This window comes from Paenibacillus sp. VCA1 (assembly GCF_031583795.1).
Lineage (GTDB): Bacteria > Bacillota > Bacilli > Paenibacillales > Paenibacillaceae > Paenibacillus_AQ > Paenibacillus_AQ albilobatus.
Genome location: NZ_JAVLSX010000004.1, coordinates 138006 through 151446 on the forward strand (window position 1 = coordinate 138006; position 13441 = coordinate 151446).

At 52.0% G+C, this 13441-nt stretch carries 14 protein-coding genes, 1 pseudogene and 1 riboswitch; of the genes and pseudogenes, 14 read left to right on the top strand and 1 reads right to left on the bottom strand.

The genetic code is table 11. The annotated features are described in order from the left end of the window. The first annotated feature begins 13 nt into the window (after nt 1-13). From RJP21_RS09880 to RJP21_RS09945, 14 genes and pseudogenes are all read left to right on the top strand, one after another. A complete protein-coding gene (locus RJP21_RS09880; protein WP_310859121.1) occupies nt 14-655 on the top strand; it encodes a DUF1266 domain-containing protein in 642 nt (213 codons plus the stop codon). A gap of 253 nt (nt 656-908) precedes the next feature. Then, nucleotides 909-2429 (top strand): aldehyde dehydrogenase, encoded by a 1521-nt coding sequence (gene adh, locus RJP21_RS09885; protein ID WP_310859453.1) that lies wholly within the window; start codon nt 909-911, stop codon nt 2427-2429. Between the two features lie 15 nt (nt 2430-2444). Then, nucleotides 2445-2822 carry a DUF779 domain-containing protein gene (locus RJP21_RS09890; protein WP_310859122.1) on the top strand — a complete coding sequence of 126 codons (378 nt, stop codon included), beginning with the start codon at nt 2445-2447 and terminating at the stop codon, nt 2820-2822. 223 nt (nt 2823-3045) lie between these two features. Then, nucleotides 3046-3711 carry a DUF899 domain-containing protein gene (locus RJP21_RS09895; protein WP_310859123.1) on the top strand — a complete coding sequence of 222 codons (666 nt, stop codon included), beginning with the start codon at nt 3046-3048 and terminating at the stop codon, nt 3709-3711. Between the two features lie 327 nt (nt 3712-4038). Continuing rightward, nucleotides 4039-4326, top strand: a complete 288-nt coding sequence (locus RJP21_RS09900; RefSeq protein ID WP_310859124.1) for a VOC family protein — start codon at nt 4039-4041, stop codon at nt 4324-4326. A 336-nt stretch (nt 4327-4662) separates the two neighbouring features. After that, the gene (locus RJP21_RS09905) at nt 4663-5547 is read left to right on the top strand and encodes an RCC1 domain-containing protein (protein ID WP_310859125.1); all 885 of its coding nucleotides are present in this window, start codon (nt 4663-4665) and stop codon (nt 5545-5547) included. Nucleotides 5548-5646: 99 nt separating this feature from the next. Further along, a complete protein-coding gene (locus RJP21_RS09910; protein ID WP_310859126.1) occupies nt 5647-6687 on the top strand; it encodes an AraC family transcriptional regulator in 1041 nt (346 codons plus the stop codon). A 40-nt stretch (nt 6688-6727) separates the two neighbouring features. Further along, nucleotides 6728-7295: pseudogene (locus RJP21_RS09915) on the top strand (GNAT family N-acetyltransferase). A gap of 71 nt (nt 7296-7366) precedes the next feature. Next, nucleotides 7367-7447: riboswitch (ZMP/ZTP riboswitch) on the top strand. A gap of 61 nt (nt 7448-7508) precedes the next feature. Then, entirely contained in the window at nt 7509-8363 is an 855-nt protein-coding gene (locus tag RJP21_RS09920) for a bifunctional 5,10-methylenetetrahydrofolate dehydrogenase/5,10-methenyltetrahydrofolate cyclohydrolase (protein ID WP_310859127.1), read from the top strand. Between the two features lie 3 nt (nt 8364-8366). Further along, the gene (locus RJP21_RS09925; protein WP_310859128.1) at nt 8367-9005 is read left to right on the top strand and encodes a cyclodeaminase/cyclohydrolase family protein; all 639 of its coding nucleotides are present in this window, start codon (nt 8367-8369) and stop codon (nt 9003-9005) included. A 5-nt stretch (nt 9006-9010) separates the two neighbouring features. Continuing rightward, nucleotides 9011-9916 (top strand): phosphotransferase family protein, encoded by a 906-nt coding sequence (locus RJP21_RS09930; RefSeq protein ID WP_310859129.1) that lies wholly within the window; start codon nt 9011-9013, stop codon nt 9914-9916. Between the two features lie 151 nt (nt 9917-10067). Then, nucleotides 10068-10676 carry a histidine phosphatase family protein gene (locus RJP21_RS09935; protein WP_310859130.1) on the top strand — a complete coding sequence of 203 codons (609 nt, stop codon included), beginning with the start codon at nt 10068-10070 and terminating at the stop codon, nt 10674-10676. A gap of 414 nt (nt 10677-11090) precedes the next feature. Beyond that, nucleotides 11091-11540, top strand: a complete 450-nt coding sequence (locus RJP21_RS09940) for an NUDIX hydrolase (protein WP_310859131.1) — start codon at nt 11091-11093, stop codon at nt 11538-11540. 31 nt (nt 11541-11571) lie between these two features. Further along, nucleotides 11572-12600 carry a serine hydrolase domain-containing protein gene (locus RJP21_RS09945; protein ID WP_310859132.1) on the top strand — a complete coding sequence of 343 codons (1029 nt, stop codon included), beginning with the start codon at nt 11572-11574 and terminating at the stop codon, nt 12598-12600. Nucleotides 12601-12762: 162 nt separating this feature from the next. On the opposite strand, the gene RJP21_RS09950 is transcribed toward RJP21_RS09945, so the two are convergent. Next, on the bottom strand, nt 12763-13440 hold the full coding sequence (locus RJP21_RS09950; RefSeq protein WP_310859133.1) for a methylthioribulose 1-phosphate dehydratase: 678 nt from the start codon (nt 13438-13440) through the stop codon (nt 12763-12765). Nucleotide 13441 lies beyond the last annotated feature (1 nt).

Below are 13441 nucleotides of genomic sequence, written 5' to 3' on the forward strand. Positions count from 1 at the left end.
GGAGGGAGCAAACATGGAACAAATTACGGAGATTGCCGCGCGTTTGCAGCCATACGTCGACGCGATGACGGCGCTTTGCATCGAAGGGCGTTATGCTGAGTATCATATTCAAAACTCTTCAAGGTCTTTTTCCAAAAGATCGTTTAACCGTAAAACGTTAAAGTTATGGAATATTGAAAACGCAGCTGGCTTAAGAGATGTTCTGGATTGGTTCGCGTCGGATGGGATGAGGAAAGAATTTGCGGAGACGAGCGGGATGTTGTCCGTGTTGTCCGCCGAAAAACGTGCCCGTCAAATTGAAGAAACGGAAGATCCGATTCAAAAGCATAAGCTGTCCGTCGCCAATCAATATGTGGGACGTTTGTCTGCCGGGGGAATTGCGGCATACGACTACAGCTGGGGCGTGTTTATTTGCTGCGCCGCCCGTAAAATGGATTATTTGACCGAAGAGGGAAAGTGGGATCATATCGCCCGGTTCGTCGGATTGGCGAAAGAAAGCTACTCGGAATGGAACGATTATATGGCGGGATTTGCGGCAGGAGCCGTTTATTCTTACGGGCATAAGAGAGTCGGCTACGTCGCGGACAATCAAGCGGTTTTCGCGAAGCTGATGTTTTCCCGTTTAAGCCCGTTCCGGAAAGTGCGGCTCAGCTGATCATTTCATCTAATAGGAATCCGTTTCCTCCATGGTTCGCCTGCGAAGGCGAGGATCGGAGGGGCGGATTCTTTTGTTTTTCCGGCAATGCGGGGCATGTCATGCCATGAACATTCCTTGTAAGCTTTTCTCTAAAAAAGAGGACTAGATTCCGTGATCCGCCCATATATATAAGTTGGACATGCTCGGGCGATCTTCTACGAATCCAGGCTGCATGGCAGCAACATTTTGATTAGAGGAGGCTGTTATGGAAATGGTATACGCTGAACCGGGACAAAACGGAGCAAAGGTAGCATTCAAAAAACGTTACGACAATTTCATTGGCGGCAGATGGGTACCTCCCGTGCAAGGACAATACTTTGAAAATGTTTCGCCCGTGAATAACCGCGTATTTTGCGAGGTGGCCCGTTCGACGGCCGAAGACATCGAGCTGGCGCTCGACGCCGCGCATGAAGCGAAAGCCGCCTGGGGCCGGACTTCCGTCGCGGAGCGGGCGAATATATTGAACCGGATCGCGGACCGGATCGAAACCAATTTGGAGATGCTTGCCGTAGCCGAAACATGGGACAACGGCAAACCGGTCCGGGAGACGCTGGCCGCGGATTTGCCGCTCGCCATCGACCATTTCCGGTATTTCGCCGGATGTATCCGGGCGCAGGAAGGTACGCTCAGCCAAATCGACGATGATACGGTGGCGTACCATTTTCATGAGCCGCTCGGGGTTGTCGGCCAAATCATCCCGTGGAATTTCCCGCTGCTGATGGCGACCTGGAAGCTCGCTCCGGCGCTGGCGGCAGGCAATTGCGTGGTGCTGAAACCGGCGGAGCAAACCCCGGCTTCCATCATGGTGTTCATCGAGCTGATTGAAGACCTGCTTCCGCCCGGCGTCGTGAACGTCGTTAACGGGTTTGGACTTGAGGCGGGAAAACCGCTTGCTTCCAGCAGCAGAATCGCCAAGGTTGCTTTTACGGGAGAAACGACGACAGGACGGCTCATTATGCAGTATGCCTCGCAAAATCTTATTCCGGTGACGCTGGAGCTTGGCGGCAAATCGCCGAACATTTTCTTTGAAGACGTCATGGCCAAAGACGATGCGTTTTTCGATAAAGCGCTCGAAGGTTTTACATTGTTTGCGCTGAATCAGGGGGAAGTGTGCACTTGTCCGTCCCGGGCACTCATTCAGGAATCCGTTTATGATGAATTTATGGAACGGGCATTAAAGAGAGTTGCCGCCATTAAACAGGGCAATCCGCTGGATTCGGCCACGATGATCGGGGCGCAGGTGTCCACCGAGCAAATGGAAAAAATCCTCAGCTATATCGACATCGGCAGACAGGAAGGTGCGGAGTGCTTGATCGGCGGAGGCCGGGCATCCATCCCCGGTGAATTTTCCGACGGATATTACATCCAGCCGACGGTTTTGAAAGGGCAAAACAACATGAGAATTTTCCAGGAGGAGATTTTTGGGCCGGTCGTGGCGGTGACGACGTTCCGGGATCAGGAAGAAGCGCTCGCCATCGCCAACGATACGCTTTACGGCCTGGGCGCCGGCGTATGGACGCGCGACGTGAATACCGCCTACCGGATCGGCCGCCAAATTCAGGCGGGACGAGTATGGACGAACTGCTATCACGCGTATCCGGCGCATGCGGCGTTTGGTGGTTACAAATCGTCGGGGATCGGCCGCGAAAACCATCTGATGATGCTTTCCCATTATCAGCAGACGAAAAACCTGCTGGTCAGCTACAGCCCGAACGCGCTGGGTTTCTTTTAAGTAGAGGAACCGGCTATGTCGCCAGAGGTCAGTGAGGTTCGCAAGGTCGTTGCTACCGATGCCGCACTGGAACTGATCGGGCTGCTGCGATCCAAACACGGGCCGGTCATGTTTCATCAATCGGGCGGATGCTGCGACGGCAGCTCGCCGATGTGTTATCCGTTGGGGGAATTTTTCGTCGGAGACAGCGATGTGCTGATGGGAGAGATCGGAGGCGCCCCTTTTTATATGAGCAAAGCCCAATACGAGTATTGGAAGTTTACGCAGCTCATCATCGACGTCGTTCCGGGACGGGGAGGCATGTTTTCGCTGGAAGGGCCGGAAGGAAAAAGATTTTTGACGCGTTCCCGGGTGTTTACCGAGGAGGAGCAGCGAAAGTTGAAGCTTTTGTAAAAGGTTGAAAAAGCCCCGTTTACATGGGGCTTTTTTTATTAGCTCTTTTTTGGTTAATTTTGTCAATTTGAGGGTTTTATTTGGCGGATGTTTCGTAAAATGACCTTCTCCTTTTATCGAGCCTTTGCATCATGCTAAAATGAGCAATCCATGAGAAATCGTATAAAACCAATTATGTTAGGTTATATAGGAGTACTTATCATTCATTTTGAGGGGGAAGGAAATGGAAACCGATAAAACGGCACTTCCGCAAGTCGTTTCAGAAGAAGAGTGGCTGGCAGCTCGTGAAAAGCTGCTCGTCAAAGAAAAGGAACTCACTCGTGCGCTGGATGCGCTGGCCGCAGAGCGCCGCCGGATGCCGATGGTGCGGATCGATAAAGATTACCGTTTCGAAGGGCCGGATAGCACGGGAAACCTGCTTCATCTTTTTGACGGTCGTCGCCAGCTTATCGTCTACCATTTCATGATGGCTCCGGGTTCCGACCGCCCTTGCCCAGGTTGCTCGTCTTTTGTAGACAACATTGGCCTTCTTGCCCATCTACATGCCCGCGATACGACCTTTGTTCTGGTTTCTCCCGCACCGCTGTCGCAGATTGAACCGTATAGAGCGCGTATGGGTTGGACTGTCCCCTGGTTTTCTTCGAACGGCAACGACTTCAACGTTGATTGCGGTGCGGGCAACGGATTCGGCCTAAGTGTATTTCTCCGACATGACGATAAAGTCTTTCGCACCTATTACACGACAGACCGCGGTGTCGACAGGCTCCGCATGGATTTCAATCTCCTTGATCTAACGCCGTTCGGTCGCCAGGAAAATTGGGAGGATTCGCCTGAAGGCTGGCCGCAAACGCCGCCCTATATTTGGTGGCGCCTACACGACGAATATTAAGGATTGGAACAATCCCGATGAAATGCGGAATCTGCAGAGACCGCCGTGCCACTGCCTGACGCAGCTGTTACACAAACAGGGCCAAGATGGTTATAACAACAGGGGTTCCGGTACTCACGGCAGCCGGGCGGAGTGAAATCGTTCAAATTTTCCTTTACAAACGAACATACATTCGCTAAGGTAGTTACTAGGTTAATTACCATATCCAGGAGCGTGATTCCGCAATGGCCGAAATCGTTAAAGCAAAAATTGAAAATTCACTTACCGTCTTGTTAGTCTCGGATGTTGAAGTCCAGAAAGTATTATGAGGAAGCGTTGGGATGCGAAGTGAACGAACAGTGGGCCATCCGAGACAACTTTGGTTTAGGTTTTAAACTGATCCAGGCGCAAAGCGTCGAAGATGTCCGGCCCAATAAAGGAACCTGGAATACATACGCTTACGTAAAAACCCACGATGAACTGGATGCCTTGTATCATGAACTCAAAACTAACGGTGCGATCATCGTTTCCGAACCCGTAATAACGGAATACGATTGGGGGGCATGGAAGGATTTTGCCGTTCGGGATTTGGATGGCTACATCATCGGCTTTGGTTCAGGACATAAACACGATTAAGCGGAAACTTAAAGTGAGGCTACCGAGCACAGCATCGGCGGCCTTTTTTGATGTTTGCGGAATAGCTGGAAGAAAGGACTTTTTGGCTGTAAACGCGTAAACGTGTAGTGATGAAGGACGTATACGTTTTTAAAGGCAAAACCTTCCTTAAAGTCGAACTTTAAAGTACGGCAGCAATATTTTTAAAAATGATGGCCGTCCCCATAAGGTTTCTTGGCTAATCAAATGAAATCTTGCATGAATGTTATAGGATCGAAATTGAAAGTGGAAATATCGGGGAGGTCAACTTCATGGGAAAAGGGGATTCAAATAGATCTTGATTCAAGGAGGGAAGACATGGATTACATTTCACCGAAAGAAGCCGCGTTAAACTTGAAACGGTGGCCTAAAGATACGATAGCGGCGGGTCCCCGACATACCATTGGACTGAAATCGGACGGCACGGTGGTTGCTGTGGGTGATAATAAATATAGCCAATGCGATGTAAGCGGCTGGCACCATATTGTAGCGGTCGCTGCGGGTAATGTTCATATGGCGACAAACACGGGGAATGCTCATACCATCGGTCTTAAATCGGATGGCACGGTGGCGGCTGCGGGTTGGAATAAGCATGGCCAATGCGATGTAAACGACTGGCGCGATATCGTGGCGGTTGCGGCGGGTTGGCGCCGTACCATTGGGCTTAAATCGGATGGCACGGTGGTGGCTGTCGGTCGAAATCATGAAGGCGAATGCAATGTAAGCGGCTGGCGTGAAATGGCAGCGGTCGCGGCCGGTGATTGGCATATCGTCGGTCTTAAATTGAACGGAACGGTGACGGCTGTGGGGAATAATCGGTATCGCCAATGCGATGTAAGCGGCTGGCGAGATATGGTGGCGGTTGCAGCCGGTTACCTGCATACCGTTGGCCTTAGATCGGATGGCACAGTGGTGGCTGCGGGCCGAAATCATCATTGCCAGTGTGACGTAAGCGGTTGGCGCGGCATTGTGGCGATAGCGGCGGGTAGCAGCCATACCATTGGTCTGAAATCGGATGGCACGGTGACGGCCGTGGGCGATAATAAATATGGCCAATGCAATGTAAGTCGCTGGCGCGATATCGTGGCGGTTGCGGCGGGTTGCGCTCATACCATCGGCCTTCAATCGGACGGCTCGGTGGTTGCTGCGGGTGACAATAAATACGGCCAATGCGATGTAAGCGGCTGGCGAGGCATTCTATAAATCACGTTAGCGGATGCGCGTCCAAAAAAACTTGACAAAGTCGTTCACTTGGAGAACGTCCTGCACCGGTATATACGGTATAAAGTAGGAGTCCTCCTTGTGACAAGTCTTTTTCCCATCGGTGATCGCAAAAAATGTTTCCTCATCCAGATCGCTCCTCCCGAAGCCGCTTCTTTCGTGTATAATTTTGGTAACCATTTGCAAAGGGCTGAGAATCCGGTAGTGACAAACGAGGAATATAAAAACAGGATCGATGCGGTTATTCGTTATATGGAAGAAAACGCCGGACAAAAATTGTCGCTCGAACATTTGGCGCATGCGGCGAATTTCTCCAAATATCACTTCTCCCGCATATTTGCCGCGGTCACGGGAGAGACGCCGATGGCTTTCCTGAACCGAAAACGGTTGGAAAAGTCCGTAAGGCTGCTGGCGGAAACGAACATGACGGTTCTCGCGGTTGCAAACGAATGCGGATTCGAATCGCTGTCGGCTTATCATGCGTTATTCAAAAAGCGTTACGGAACGACGCCAACCGGCGTGCGCAAGCATCAGGGGAAACATAGCAATTTTTCGGAAGCAGCAAGCAAGAAACAGGAAGAGACGACGTCCGGGAAAGCTTACAATCAACATCGTAAGCATTCGCTGCTAGAAAGGGCGTGGAATCAAATGATAAAAATCAAAGAATTGCCGGCATTGAACGTCGCATACGTCCGGCATGTCGGGAGCTATCTCGATACCGGAAGCGCATGGGACAAGCTGGGCCGCTGGGCCGCAGAGCGGGGATTGACGCCGCAAAATCAGCAATTTATCGGGATATCGCTGGACGATGGGGGGCTGGTGGACGAATATAGCTGCCGGTATGATGCTTGCATCACGCTGCCCGCAGGGTTTATGGCGGAGGATGAAACTGAGATTCGATTCAAGCCGTTGCCCGGCGGCATGTTTGCGGTATATCCTTTTTACGACACGATCGATCAATTTGTGCTTGCGTACCAAAACGTATTCGGCCTTTGGCTCCCGAACAGCGGATACGAAGCGGATGACCGCCCGTGCCTGGAATTTTGCCTGAACGATCCCGCGCAGGATGCGGAGGGGAAATGCAGGGTGGATTTATACGTCCCGATCAAGAAAAGCGGTTAAAAACGGCGAAGCCATCGCTTGGCTTATGGAGGAGTTAGAAATGAACACAGAAGCGCCATTCGGCCGGTTTCCGGTCATTAAATCAGACAGGCTCATCTTGGACAAAATCGGTGCGGAACATCTGGAAGAAGTATTTGAAATCTATGACAATGACAAGGTTTTTACGTATTGCCGGCATCATTCCGAAGCATAACAAAGAGACGGTCAAAAACATGATCGGGCATTTCGAACGCGATTTTTTGAAAAAAAGCCGGATCAAATGGGGAATTTTTGCGGTGCAGGAGCCCGACAAGCTGCTGGGCATCATCGAAGCGTGCGATTGGAACCGGAAGGTGAATTCGGTGACGGTGGGATATTTTTTGGCCGAACGGCATTACGGAAAAGGAATTGCTACGGAAGCGCTGCGAGCGCTCACCCGGTATTTGTTCGACGAAGTCCTTGTGAACCGGATCCAGGCCGAAGTGATGCCCCAGAATGAAGCGTCCAAAAAGGTTTTGCTGAAAAACGGGTTCAGAAAAGAGGGGCTACTGAGGCAGGCGTCTTTATGGTCCGGCAAAGGGATCGTTGACCTGGAGATTTACGGCATTTTGAAAGAGGACTTAATCTGAACGAACATAGGTAAATCGATAGCGTATAACCGGCAATTTTGTGATACAATAATGATAATCATGATAACTTTTCGGCCATGTGTAACTGGCGTAACGTGGGGAACCACGAGGGAGCACATGGATCATAACAGCCGCACGCCTGGGCAAAAGTATTTGGAGGGTCATCCTTCCGAATGCTTTTTTTGTTTGAAACCAAAATCGGAGGCGACAGGAATGAGCATGCTGTTAAAAACAAAACCGCTGGCGAGCGAAGTATCCGAATCCATCATCGAGGAAGTGAACCGCTGCAAGGGGAAAGGGATTCGGCCGCGGCTGGCTGTTATTTTGGTTGAGGGAGATCCGGCGTCGGCATATTATGCAAGAGTGAAAGAGAAAAAAGCACGTCAGCTCGGCATCGCGTTCGACCTGATTACGTTTCAGCCGGAGGTGACGGAGCAGCGGCTGCTTGACGAGATCGGGAAATTAAACCGGGATCCGGCGGTGCACGGCATCATGCTGGAGCTGCCGCTTCCGAGGCATATTCGCCTGCAAACTTGCTGCGACGCCATCCGGCCGGAAAAAGACGTGGACGGCATATCGTCGGCAAACAAACTTGCCTGCATGACGGGCGGCGCCGGCATTTACCCGGCTACGCCGCAGGCGTGCATCCGGATCGTGAAGCATTTCGGATTTTCGCTGCAAGGGAAAAACGTCGTGCTTGTCGGACACGGGGAAACGGTCGGCAGACCTTTGATGCAGATGCTGCTTCGCGAAAACGCGACCGTCACCGTCTGCCATTACTATACGCAAAATCTGGCCAAACATATTGCAGGCGCGGACATTTTGATGACCGCCACCGGGTGCGCGGGGCTGATCACCGCGGACATGCTGCATCCGGAGCTGGTCGTCATCGACGCCGGGATCTCCGAGACGCCAACCGGCATCGTCGGCGATGCGGTTCCCGAGGCCGTGGATGCCGCCAAAGCAGTGACGCCGGTTCCGGGCGGAGTCGGGACGTTGACGACCGTCCTGCTGTTTGAAAATCTATTGCATGCCATCCGGCTGCAGGAGCAATCGAAAGAGGTGTAGGACGTGAGCGGAGAAAATCAGGTTTTTGATCAAACGGTCCGGCGGTTTTTGCAAGCGGCCGCTTCAAGCGCGCCGACGCCGGGCGGGGGAAGCGTGGCGGCTTTGGCTGCAGCGCTTGGCGCGTCCATGGGCTCCATGGTTGCCAACATAACGAGCGGACCGAAGTTCGAATCCGTACGGGAGAAAATGGCGGACATCGTAAAGCTGATGGAAGCCGCGATGGCCGAAGCGGAGCTTTTTTTGAAAAAGGATATGGAATCGTTTAATGGCTACATGGCCGCGCTCGCGCTGCCGAAAGGGACCGACGAGGAGAAACGGCATCGTTCCGTCGCCCTGCAGCAAGCGGCGGTACAGGCGGCATCCGTGCCGCTTCATCTGATGAAACGCTGTCTGGAAATCATGTCGGCATTAGCCGGGGTAACCGTCCAGGTCAATAAAAACGTCATTTCGGATCTTGGCATCGCGCTTTTGATGCTGGACGCAGCGGTTCAGTCCGCATGGATTACCGTCGAGATCAATCTTGGCAGCATGAAGGATGACGGCGTGCGGACTTCATTCGAGGAAACGGGGACGGAGCTTTCGGCACGGTCAGCAGAGTTAAAGGAACAAGTTTTGCAGCAGATCAGGAAAAGGTTGGCGTAGATCGCATGATACGCGAGCAATGGGAGCAGGTCGTTCAACTAATCGAACCGGGAGCAAAGCTGCTTGGGACGCGCGCGCTTCAGGGCGGCGTTTCGGCCCAGGTGACGAGGCTTGACGTTGAAATGCCTGACGGCGCTGTGCGAAAACTGCTTGCACGCCGGCATGGCGAAGCCGATCGCAGCAGAAATCCTCAAATCGCGCAGCATGAATTTATGCTTCTGCAGCGTTTAAAGGCGGCGGGTCTGCCTGTTCCCGCGCCTTATATCGCTTTGGATAGGTTTGGAGGTGCGCCGCTGCTGGTCACGGAGTTCATGGAAGGCGAAGTCCTCGGGTCGATGGAAAATGTGCCTGATGCCATGCTGCAGCTGGCGGACCGGTTGTCGGATATCCATCAAGTGGCATGGGAGCGGCATGCGCTTCATTTTCTTCCGAAACAAAACGATGGGTGTGAAGCCAGGCTGAACAAAAGGCCGGAACGGATGGACGACTCGTTAAGCGAAGGGCGGATCCGGGACGCGCTGGAGGCCGTTTGGCCTTTGCCGCAAGCGAACCGGGACGTGCTGCTGCATGGAGACTTCTGGCCGGGAAACGTCATTTGGAAGGATGGCCGCATTGCGTCATTGATCGATTGGGAGGATGCGGCGATCGGAGATCCGTTATTTGATTTGGCGAACGCCAGGCTCGAGCTGTTATGGGCTTCCGGCACCGATGCCATGGACGGGTTCACGCAGCGGTATCAAACGCGAAATCCGGGTTTGGATTATTCGGCTTTGCCTGTTTGGGATCTGTTCGCTGCGCTGAAGCCCGCTTCCGGTTTGTCCGAGTGGGGGCTTCCGCCCGACATCGAGCGGCAAATGCGCGAAAAGCACCGCTTGTTTACCGAACATGCGTTGGCGAGGATGCAGCGGTGAACAAAATTTTGGGCGAATGACCTGTTCAGCGTCTCGACGCTTGCCCAATAACTTTTGCCATAACCGAATATATCCCTAAACCTGCCCGAGCCCGGCAAAAAAGCGCCATTCCCCACATACGTTTATTAAAACAAGGATAGGTGGCTTGTAAATGACGACTTTTTTTCTTGTAAGGCATGCATTGAAAGAAAAAGCCGTTGGCGATGTTCCTCTGACCTCCAGGGGAGTGATGCAAGCGCAGGCGACGGGTAAACGTTTCTCCGGGTTGCCCATCGACGCAGTATACTCCAGCCCGCTGCGCAGAGCCCGGGAAACCGCCGAACATATTGCGTTGGCAACGAAATCGCCCGTTTATGCGGATCGCCGTTTGCGGGAACGCGCGAATTGGGGGGACCTGCCGGGACAAAGCTTTGACGAGTTTGTCGCCATGTGGGAGCGTTGTACGCGTGAACCCGAATATATGCCGCCCGTAGGCGATTCGGCAAAACAAGCCGGGGAACGTTTATCCTCCTTATTGGCCGAACTGGCGGCCCAATATCCGGCTCCGGGCAGCGTTGTTTTGGTGACGCACGGAGGGTTAATCACCGATTTTTTGGTTCATGCCTTTCCCGAGAACGAACTGGAAGCTTGGCATCCGAATTTCATTGCGGTACAAAGCGAGTTGATTCCGGAATGTTCCATAACGACGTTACAGGATGAAGGCGGTACGTATAGAATCGTGGATTTCGCTTCCGTCGGGCATTTAAAATCCATTTCTTAGGAGCATAAAATAAACAGCTTCGGATTTTCGGTAAAGAGCTTTTAAAAAAAGGTTTACCGCCACAACCGGGCTTTAGGATGGTAAACTTAAGTTGCCTAACCCTTGGAAAAACTACAATGGATGATCGACGTAGGATATAGCCGGCAAGCAGCCGGTTATTTTCGTTTCGGCCGGAAATGATCGGGATTGAAACATTCGGCGCAGGCGATGAAACGATCGAATTCAATGGCCAAAATGGAGTTTTGTAAACTACAGATGGACAGCTAAATCAGGATTTTGCAACATTCGATTCCTGCCGCTCCAGGGTACAAATATAGACGAATTCATCCGTTTCGCTCTATATATTGCTCATTGGAAGCCGCTTTTTGGATTTTTGCAATATCCTCAAATAATAAACGGGCGGGAGGAAAAACAGTGTTCGTCGTTAACGTCGAAGGAGCAATTTTTCAGAACGATAAATGGCTTGTGATCGAACGCGGGGCGGAGGAGACGCATGCGGCCGGCACGTTGTCTTTTGTCGGCGGGACGGTGGAGCAGGAGGGATTTTCACAAGACATTTTGGAACGGACCTTAAGCAGGGAAATTGACGAGGAAGTCGGCGTTCGCATTAAGGAAAAGCTGCATTTTGTACATAGCTCCTCTTTTGTCACGGACGAGGGTCGTCCGGTTATCAATATCGTTTTTCTTTGCGAATACGATCAAGGCACCGCCTTTAGAAAAAGCCCGGGTGAGGTTGCAGCCGTGAGCTGGATGACGACGGAAGAAATTCTTCGTCATCCCAAAACACCTCCCTGGATGTATGACAGCGCAAAGCGGGCGGATCGGCTGTTGAAGGAAATTCATGCGGACAGGTTAGGAACGTAGTGCGTCACGGACGATGAAATAGGAGGGCAATATGAAGGCAGAGCTTATAAAACGAATCGAGGAACTGCAAAACCAAAACCGTTTTTCGGGAACGGTGCTCGTCAAAGCGGAGCAACATGTTTTGGCAGAAATAAGCTTCGGGTATGCCAACCGTTCCGATTCACTGGGGAACAATTCAAATACTCGGTACGGGATCGCTTCGGGATGCAAATTGTTTACCGCCATAGCCGTTTGTCAGCTGGTGGAGAAAGGAATGCTTTCGTTTGACTCCAAGGTGAAAGATTGCCTGAATGTTGATTTTCCGGGGTTTGACGAAAAGATCACCATCCACCATCTGCTGGCGCATACATCCGGCATTTCCGACTATTTCGACGAGGAAGAGATGGAGGGTTATGAGCGATTGTGGTTCGAGCGCCCGATGTACCGGATGCGGAACCCCCTAGATTTTTTGCCGCTGTTTCAAGATAAACCGATGAAATTGCATGTCGGGGAAAGATTCCACTATAACAATGCCGGATACATATTGCTCGGCTGCATCGTACAACAGATTAGCGGACAGGATTTTGCCGCATACGTTCAAGAGAATATATTTCAAAAGGCTGGAATGGAATCGTCCGGGTACTTTGAAATGGACGCCCTTCCCGCCAATACGGCGATCGGCTATATTGATCTTGGCGATGGGGCATGGAAAACGAACATTTACTCTTTGCCTGCGAAAGGCGGGCCGGACGGCGGCTCGTTCGCCACGGTGCATGATATGGATCGGCTGTGGAACGCGCTAATGGATCACGCCCTGCTTAGCGAAATCTACACCCAGCTGCTGCTCGAGACTCACGCCCATGCGGGCGGGGATGATCATTACGGTTACGGCGTCTGGATCAAAAAAGGGACAAACGGAGAAGCGCAAAAATATCATGTTATGGGTTATGATCCCGGCGTTTGCTTTCATTCCGCTTATTACCCCGAGCAATCGTTCACGCTGGTGGTTTGTTCCAATCAGTCGGGGGGAGCGTTTGAGATGATGGCGGCCATCGAGGATGAAATCATCGGAAAGCGATAAAAACATCTATCGGCGTACTTTCTCGGAAGACAGATTGCGTTTTGCGGAAATTCTCCTTGAGATATAAGGAAGCCATCGCTTCGAGACTTTTTTCTTTTCTTATGCCATCAAAAAAGCCGTCCCGGGCTTTCGGACCCTGAGGAACGGCTTTCTTTTATGCTGTTAACGGCGGCCGTCGAGGTTAAGGGAAGGCACGCTGTTTTTCAGCAGGATGCTGCGGTACAAATATTCGAAAATGAATTCAAACGCTTCAAGATGTTTTTTGGCTTCAAACGCGTTTTTTCCCCAGGCGTAGATGCCGTGGTTGCGCAGGAGAATGCCCGGAACGTTCGGGTCAAGCACACCCTCGACACGTTCGGCGATCGACGGGATGTGGGCGAAGTTGGGCAGCACCGGGATGGAAATCGCGGCATTTTCCTCCCATATGTTAAACGCTTTGATCAGTTCGATGCCTTGAGCCGGAACCGCGCCTTGATCGCCGAACCATTCGCTGATCAAATTGTTGAAGACCGTATGGACGTGAAATACGGCGCCGCAGCCGGTCAGGCGGTAAATTTCGCAGTGGATCTGCGTTTCCGCGCTGGGTTTCAGGCTGGTCGTTTCCACGGCCCGGCCGCTTTTGTCGACGAACAGGAAATCCTCAGGCGTGCTTGCCGATTTGTCCTTGCCGCTGGCGGTGATGGCAAAATAAAAATGTTCGGGATCAAAATCGCCGACGCGGACGGACAAATTGCCGCTGGTTCCCGGAAACCAGTTTTTGGCGGCGAACTGCTGCTTGATTTGCCGGAGCTCGTCCAGCGCCTGCTGTTTATGCTCCAGGCTGATGCTTGCAAACGTCATG

Coding starts and splice junctions, on each gene's coding strand:
- RJP21_RS09945 (WP_310859132.1), top strand. CDS start 11,572: ATGAAGGCAGAGCTTATAAAACGAATCGAGGAACTGCAAAACCAAAAC.
- RJP21_RS09905 (WP_310859125.1), top strand. CDS start 4,663: ATGGATTACATTTCACCGAAAGAAGCCGCGTTAAACTTGAAACGGTGG.
- adh (WP_310859453.1), top strand. CDS start 909: ATGGTATACGCTGAACCGGGACAAAACGGAGCAAAGGTAGCATTCAAA.
- RJP21_RS09890 (WP_310859122.1), top strand. CDS start 2,445: ATGTCGCCAGAGGTCAGTGAGGTTCGCAAGGTCGTTGCTACCGATGCC.
- RJP21_RS09930 (WP_310859129.1), top strand. CDS start 9,011: ATGATACGCGAGCAATGGGAGCAGGTCGTTCAACTAATCGAACCGGGA.
- RJP21_RS09950 (WP_310859133.1), bottom strand. CDS start 13,440: ATGACGTTTGCAAGCATCAGCCTGGAGCATAAACAGCAGGCGCTGGAC.
- RJP21_RS09880 (WP_310859121.1), top strand. CDS start 14: ATGGAACAAATTACGGAGATTGCCGCGCGTTTGCAGCCATACGTCGAC.
- RJP21_RS09920 (WP_310859127.1), top strand. CDS start 7,509: ATGAGCATGCTGTTAAAAACAAAACCGCTGGCGAGCGAAGTATCCGAA.
- RJP21_RS09935 (WP_310859130.1), top strand. CDS start 10,068: ATGACGACTTTTTTTCTTGTAAGGCATGCATTGAAAGAAAAAGCCGTT.
- RJP21_RS09895 (WP_310859123.1), top strand. CDS start 3,046: ATGGAAACCGATAAAACGGCACTTCCGCAAGTCGTTTCAGAAGAAGAG.